At 59.0% G+C, this 6,542-nt stretch carries 8 protein-coding genes and 1 tRNA gene; all 9 read right to left on the minus strand.

The genetic code is table 11. The annotated features are described in order from the left end of the window. On the minus strand, positions 1-3,284 hold a 3,284-nt coding region (gene rpoB / locus J4F42_20470; GenBank protein MCE2487896.1), incomplete at its 3' end, for a DNA-directed RNA polymerase subunit beta. Positions 3,285-3,314: 30 nt separating this feature from the next. After that, positions 3,315-3,710, minus strand: a complete 396-nt coding sequence (gene rplL, locus J4F42_20475; protein ID MCE2487897.1) for a 50S ribosomal protein L7/L12 — start codon at positions 3,708-3,710, stop codon at positions 3,315-3,317. A gap of 32 nt (positions 3,711-3,742) precedes the next feature. Beyond that, complete coding sequence (gene rplJ, locus J4F42_20480) at positions 3,743-4,294, minus strand: 50S ribosomal protein L10 (protein ID MCE2487898.1); 552 nt, start codon at positions 4,292-4,294, stop codon at positions 3,743-3,745. Between the two features lie 52 nt (positions 4,295-4,346). Then, entirely contained in the window at positions 4,347-5,048 is a 702-nt protein-coding gene (gene rplA, locus J4F42_20485; GenBank protein ID MCE2487899.1) for a 50S ribosomal protein L1, read from the minus strand. A 1-nt stretch (position 5,049) separates the two neighbouring features. Further along, positions 5,050-5,475 carry a 50S ribosomal protein L11 gene (gene rplK / locus J4F42_20490; protein MCE2487900.1) on the minus strand — a complete coding sequence of 142 codons (426 nt, stop codon included), beginning with the start codon at positions 5,473-5,475 and terminating at the stop codon, positions 5,050-5,052. A gap of 15 nt (positions 5,476-5,490) precedes the next feature. After that, complete coding sequence (gene nusG, locus J4F42_20495; protein ID MCE2487901.1) at positions 5,491-6,030, minus strand: transcription termination/antitermination protein NusG; 540 nt, start codon at positions 6,028-6,030, stop codon at positions 5,491-5,493. A gap of 27 nt (positions 6,031-6,057) precedes the next feature. Further along, positions 6,058-6,264: a preprotein translocase subunit SecE gene (gene secE / locus J4F42_20500; protein ID MCE2487902.1), complete on the minus strand. Its 207-nt coding sequence runs from the start codon at positions 6,262-6,264 to the stop codon at positions 6,058-6,060. A gap of 98 nt (positions 6,265-6,362) precedes the next feature. Beyond that, a tRNA-Trp gene (locus J4F42_20505) sits at positions 6,363-6,437 on the minus strand. A 16-nt stretch (positions 6,438-6,453) separates the two neighbouring features. Continuing rightward, on the minus strand, positions 6,454-6,542 hold an 89-nt coding region (locus tag J4F42_20510), incomplete at its 5' end, for a hypothetical protein (GenBank protein ID MCE2487903.1).

Consider the following 6,542-nt stretch of genomic DNA (forward strand, 5'->3'; position numbering starts at 1 on the left):
CCCGCCATCTTGTCGCCGACCTGGAGCTTGCGTTTGATGGCGACAAAGACCTTGACCATCTTGATGATGCCGGGGGGCAGCTCGTCGCCACTGCGCAGCTTCTCAACCTTCTTCTCAAACTCCTCCCGAATCCGGCCGACCTGGGCCAGCATGGCATCAACGCTCCGGCCCAACTCGTCCTCGGCCGCCTCATCGCCAAGCTTGAGCCGGCCCCAGTGCGAGGGCGGGACGGCTCGCAGCAGCTCCTCGGTAATCTCCTGGCCTTTGGGGAACAGGACCCGCCTAGTGTCATCGTCGCTGATGCGAACGGTCAGCGTTTTGCCCAGCACCAGATCGCGGACTTTTCCGAACGTGCTCTCGTGGACAATCCGAATTTCGTCTTCCTGGTCTTTGCGAAGTCGCTCGACCTCTTCGTCCTCAATGCTCTGGCTCCGCTCATCCTTGGAGACGCCCTTGCGGGAGAAGACGCGCACATTGATCACCGTGCCCTCAACACCGGGAGGAACTTTGAGCGAAGTATCACGCACCTCCCCGGCTTTTTCGCCGAAGATCGCGCGCAGGAGCTTCTCTTCGGGCGACAGCTGGGTCTCGCCTTTGGGCGTGATCTTGCCGACCAGAATATCGCCCGGCGTCACCTCGGCGCCGATCCTGACGATCCCGCTTTCGTCCAGGTCTTTGAGCGCCTCTTCACCAACATTCGGGATATCCTGGGTGATTTCCTCCGGGCCGAGTTTGGTGTCGCGGGCGACGCATTCGAACTCTTCAATATGCACCGAGGTGAATACATCCTCGCGCAGCAGACGCTCGCTGACCAGGATAGAGTCTTCAAAATTGTACCCGCCCCAGATCATGAACGCGACCAGCACATTGCGGCCCAGGGCCAGTTCACCCATATCGGTAGCCGGTCCGTCGGCCACCACGTCGCCGGCGGTAATATAGTCACCGACCTTGACGATCGGCCGCTGGTTGACGCAGGTGTTCTGGTTGGAACGCTGGTACTTGATCAGAGGATAGATATCGACCGCAGCGTCCCCAGCGGTCGGTGGCGCGTCGGCCTTGATCACCACCCGGGTGGAATCGACATTCTCAACTCGGCCGCTCCGATGGGCAACGATCGTCGCCCCGGAATCCCGGGCCACGACCTGCTCCATGCCCGTACCGACCAGCGGTGCTTCGGTGCGCAGCAGGGGAACCGCCTGACGCTGCATGTTCGACCCCATCAGAGCCCGGTTGGCGTCGTCGTGTTCAAGAAAAGGAATCAGGGCGGCCGCAACGCTCACCAACTGGGTAGGCGAGACATCCATCAGCTGGACCTGCTCGGGCTGGACCATTACGAATTCGCCGCCCAGACGGGAAGACACCAAGTCTCGGACAAAGCGCCCGTCTTCGTCAACCGGGGCATTGGCCTGGGCGATGGTCCGGGTCTCTTCTTCGAGGGCGGACAAGTACCGCACCCGCTGGGTTACCCGACCGTCCTCGACCTCCCGGTATGGCGTCTCGATAAAGCCGAATTCATTGACCCGGGCATAGGTTGACAGGCTGGAGATCAGCCCGATATTCGGTCCCTCGGGCGTCTCAATGGGACACACGCGGCCATAGTGGGTCGGATGGACGTCCCGGACCTCAAAACCGGCCCGCTCACGGGTCAGGCCACCCGGGCCGAGGGCGGACAGACGCCGCTTGTGGGTTACTTCGGACAAGGGATTGGTCTGGTCCATGAACTGCGACAGCTGGCTCGATCCAAAGAATTCCTTGAGTGCGGCCGAGACAGGCTTGTAGTTGACCAGTTCCTGGGGCATCAGAGTCTCAACATCCTGGAGACTCATGCGCTCTTTAACGGCGCGTTCCATTCGGACCAGCCCGATCCGGAACTGATTTTCAACCAACTCGCCAACCGCGCGCACCCGTCGGTTGCCCAGATGGTCAATATCATCGACCACTCCGTTGCCGTTTTTCAACTCAAACAGGTAGCGGACGACCTCAAGGATATCCTCCTTGCGCAGGGTCCCGAGATCAAGCGGAGCATCGAGCTGGAGCTTATGGTTGAGCTTGAGACGGCCAACCTTGGACAGGTTGTAGCGTTCGGCGTTGAAGAACAGGTTCCGAAAGAAAACCGTTGCCGCCTCAGCCGTTGGCGGATCTCCGGGCCGGAGACGGCGATAAATCTCCATCTCGGCCTCTTTGGGCGCCGTGATCTTGTCTTGTACCAGCGTATTGCGCAGGGATGGACCGATGTGCGACTCGTCGATAAAAAGCGTCTCTATGGACGGGACCCTGCGTTCGATCAGCAGGTCGAGGTCGGCCTGGTTGATCTCTTGATTGCACTCGACCAGAACTTCCCGCGTCTCCGGGTCACACACATCATGGGCTGCGACCAGGCCCACGATTTCTTCGAGGGTGATCGGGATCTGCTCAAGCCCGGCAGCCTCTATCTGTCTGACCGCGTTGCGGGTGAACCGGCGCCCTTCTTTGACCAGCACATCGTGGTCTGTCGGATTGCGGACCTCTTGGGTCGCGCGCAGTCCGAGCAGGAGCTGAGGCTGGAATTTCTTTGTGGCGCGGCCGCCGTCAAAGGTAATGGTATCGGTCGGGTAGAAGTAGTTGAGCAGGTCCTCAACCGTCATGCCCAGGGCCCGCAGCAGCACGGTTGCGTGGAATTTGCGGCGACGGTCTATGCGGACATACAGGATATCGCGCGGATCGAATTCAAAGTCGATCCACGACCCCCGGTAGGGAATGATCCGGGCCGAATAGAGCAGTTTCCCACTGGCGTGGGTCTTGCCCTTGTCATGGTCGAAGAAGACCCCGGGCGAGCGATGCAACTGGCTCACAATAACCCGCTCGGTCCCGTTCACCATGAAGGTGCCATACGAGGTCATCAGCGGGATCTCGCCAAAATAGACCTCTTGCTCTTTGACGTTTTTGATCGTGCGGGCCTCCGTCCGCGGATCGACATCCCACAGCACGAGCTGGATCGTCACCTTCAGGGGAGCGGCATAGGTCATGCCGCGCTGGTGGCATTCTTCGACCGTGTACTTCGGCTCTCCGAGCGTATAGCTCACAAATTCAAGCGACGCGGTTTCATTGAAGTCCTTTATCGGAAACACCGACCGAAAAACCCCTTGCAGTCCGGACTCCGTACGGTCGTCCGGGCTGGGATTCCGCTGCAGGAATTCCTCGTACGAGTGCCGTTGGATCTCCAACAGGTGTGGAATCTCAATAATTTTGCCGATCTGGCTGAACGCCCGTCGGAAGCGAAAATTATCTGCCAGCTGCAACGCCATTCCCACTCTTCTCCTTTGGCGTATACGCCCCTATTTCAGCTCAACCATTCCCCCGACCTCTTCAATCTTCTTCAGGAGTTCCTCAGCCTCGTCCTTGGCAATCCCTTCCTTGACCGGCTTTGGCGCGTTATCCACCAGTTCCTTTGCCTCCTTGAGACCCAGGCCGGTGATTTCCCGAACGACTTTGATGACCTGGATCTTCTTTTCACCAGGGCCGGTCAGGACCACATCAAATTCGGTCTTCTCTTCGGCCTGAGCCGGCGCGTCGCCGGCCGCCGCCCCACCACCACCGGCGACAACAACCGGCGCGGCTGCGCTGACGCCCCATTTTTCCTCCAGCTGTTTGACCAAGTCCGAGACTTCAAGAATGGTCAGGTCAGACAGGGTTGAGACCAGTTCTTCCATTTTTTCGGCGCTGAGAGCCATGCATTTCTCCTTTCCGCATTGACGGTATACCCTTAGGCATCCGCTCCATTGGCTTGTGGTGAGGCTTGGGCGTCGGTCTGCTCCTGCCTGGCATTGAGGACACGGGCCAGTTGGGAGGCTGGAGCGGCCAGCACACCGGCCAGTTGCGTGGCGGGCTGAGACAGGAGGCCGAGCAGCTGCGCCCGGAGCGCATCTCGGCTCGGCAGGCTGGCCAGGGCCTCAATCTGGGTGGCGTCCAGGAACTGTCCTTCGGTGACGCCGCCTTTAATCGTCAGTTGTTCATGCTCTTTGGCGTAGCGGGTCACGGCTTTGGCCAAGTCAACCGCCTCGCCATAGCCGAGCACCAGACCGTTTTGGCCCGTGAGCAGCTCTTTGAGCGAGAGATACGGCGTTCCCTCGACCGCCAAGGACACCAGACTATTTTTTGCGACCCGGTACCGCCCGCCGACCTCTCTCAACTCACGTCGCAAGGCGTCTAACTCAGCCACGCTGAGGCCCTTATATTCGGCGACGACCGCAGTCTGTACATCCCGAAAGACCCCGTGCAAGTCGGCAACAGCCTGTTCTTTCTCGTGACGCTCCATAATGATTCGCTCTCCCGTCGTGTCGAGGCACTCTGAGTTTGAGAGACAGGACTCAGCCGCGCTGTACCGTCGAAGGGTCCACTCGCACACCAGGTCCCATAGTGGTAGCGACGCACACGCTTTGGAGGTAGGTCCCCCGTGCGGAAGCCGGCTTAGCCCGAACCAAACCCTCGATCAGCGAGCTGGCATTTTCGAGCAGCTGTTGCTCGCTGAACGACGCCTTTCCGACCGGGACGTGGATATTGCCGACTTTATCGACCCGATACTCGACCTTTCCGCCCTTCAGATCCTGAATGGTCTGCCCAACCTCCATGGTCACCGTCCCGACTTTGGGGTTGGGCATCAGGCCCCGGGGTCCGAGGATTTTTCCAATCCGGCCGACCACACTCATCATGTCTGGCGTGGCCACCGCCTTGTCAAACTCAAGCCAGCCTTCATCGGTGATGCGCGCGACTAACTCCTCGGCCCCGACAACATCGGCACCCGCCTCTTCGGCTTCGCGAGCTTTGTCTCCTTTGGCAAAGACGGCCACCCGCACGGACTTGCCCGTGCCGTGCGGCAAGACCACCGTGCCACGCACATTTTGGTCGGCCTTACGGGGGTCAACCCCGAGCCGGACCGCCACCTCTACCGTTTCATCAAATTTCGCCCGGGCCGTTTCCTTGACTAGGGCAACGGCCCGGGGCAAAGGGTAGCGCTGTTCGCGATCAACTTTTTCGACTGCGGCCCGGTATCCTTTGCTTTTTTTTGCCATCTTAGTCCACCACACTGACGCCCATGCTGCGGGCGGTTCCTTCAATGATTTTTCGAGCCCCGTCAATGTCATTCGCGTTCAGGTCGGGCATCTTCGTCTTGGCGATTTCTTCGACCTGAGCCCGCGAGATAGATCCGATGATATCTTTGGCCGGTTCCTGGGAGCCCTTTTCAATCCCCATGGCTTTCTTGATCAGGACGGAGGCGGGAGGGGTCTTGGTGATAAAAGAAAAAGAACGGTCTGCATAGACGGTGATCACGACAGGGGTCAGCAGCCCCTGTTGCGTCTGCGTCTTGGCGTTGAACGCCTTGCAGAATTCCATGATATTGACCCCGCGTTGACCAAGCGCAGGCCCGACAGGCGGACTCGGGGTCGCCTGGCCGGCCGGGATCTGCAACTTGATTTCGGTCATCACCTTTTTTGCCATTGCTTCTGTACCTCTTTAGGTTTTCTCGACCTGCACCAGATCGAGTTCAACCGGGGTTGCGCGACCGAAGATGCTGATCAGCACCCGTAGTTTTCCTTTGTCCGGCTTGACCTCTTCAACGACGCCGGTGAAATCCTGAAAAGGACCGTCCACCACCTTTACCCCTTCACCGACCTCGTACAAGACCTTGGGTTTCGGCCGTAATGTTCCCTCTTGGACTTGGTTCAGAATCTCTGACACCTCGGCCTCAGACACTGGGGGGATCGTCTGGGGGTCAAACGATCCCCCGACGAAACCGGTGACCTTGGGCGTTGACTTGACAACGTGCCAGGTCTCGTTACTCATCTCCATCTGGACCAGGATATAACCGGGGAAAAACTTGCGGGCAGAAGTCCGTTTGCGGCCTTTGACAAGCTCGACAACCTGCTCCTCGGGAACGAGGACATCGCCGAACAGTTCCTCCTTGCCGAGCGTACGGATACGTTCCTCAAGAGCCACTTTGGCTTTCCGTTCATACCCGGAATAGGTATGGACAACATACCATTGCTTGGCCATAGCGTAGTCTGCCGTGCCGATGAAGACCTAGTAACCGAGCAGCAGGCGTAACAGCCAAGCCAGGAAAGCATCGACGGCAAAGAGGTAGAGCGCTATCACACTCACCAAAAGCAGCACCACCCAGGTTGCCGCCCGAACCTCTTTCTGGGCAGGCCAGTGCACCCGTTGAAGCTCGGCCCAGGCTTCTTGCAGGAATGTCCTGGCAGTGTCGAAGCCGGCTCGTATGGCACTCACTTTGCTCGCATCCTCTCTCCGCTCTCAGAAATCAAGCCCATGCTGGGATTCGATCGTCATCGGTCGTTCGTCTTTCAGTGCTTCACCACAAAGAAAAGCGGGTCAGGCAGGCTTCGAACCTGCAACCCCCGGATTTGGAGTCCGGTGCTCTATCCAATTCGAGCTACTGACCCACATACTCAGGAGGTTTTACTCCAAGATTTTAGCGACGACGCCGGCACCCACCGTGCGGCCCCCCTCCCGAATCGCAAACCGTAACCCCTCGTCCATCGCTATCG

Source organism: Desulfurellaceae bacterium (genome assembly GCA_021296095.1).
Lineage (GTDB): Bacteria > Desulfobacterota > Binatia > Bin18 > Bin18 > JAAXHF01.

Excerpts from the sequence above, each read along its gene's own strand:
- rplL (MCE2487897.1), bottom strand. The coding sequence starts at position 3,710 with ATGGCTCTCAGCGCCGAAAAAATGGAAGAACTGGTCTCAACCCTGTCT.
- rplJ (MCE2487898.1), bottom strand. The coding sequence starts at position 4,294 with ATGGAGCGTCACGAGAAAGAACAGGCTGTTGCCGACTTGCACGGGGTC.
- rplA (MCE2487899.1), bottom strand. The coding sequence starts at position 5,048 with ATGGCAAAAAAAAGCAAAGGATACCGGGCCGCAGTCGAAAAAGTTGAT.
- rplK (MCE2487900.1), bottom strand. The coding sequence starts at position 5,475 with ATGGCAAAAAAGGTGATGACCGAAATCAAGTTGCAGATCCCGGCCGGC.
- nusG (MCE2487901.1), bottom strand. The coding sequence starts at position 6,030 with ATGGCCAAGCAATGGTATGTTGTCCATACCTATTCCGGGTATGAACGG.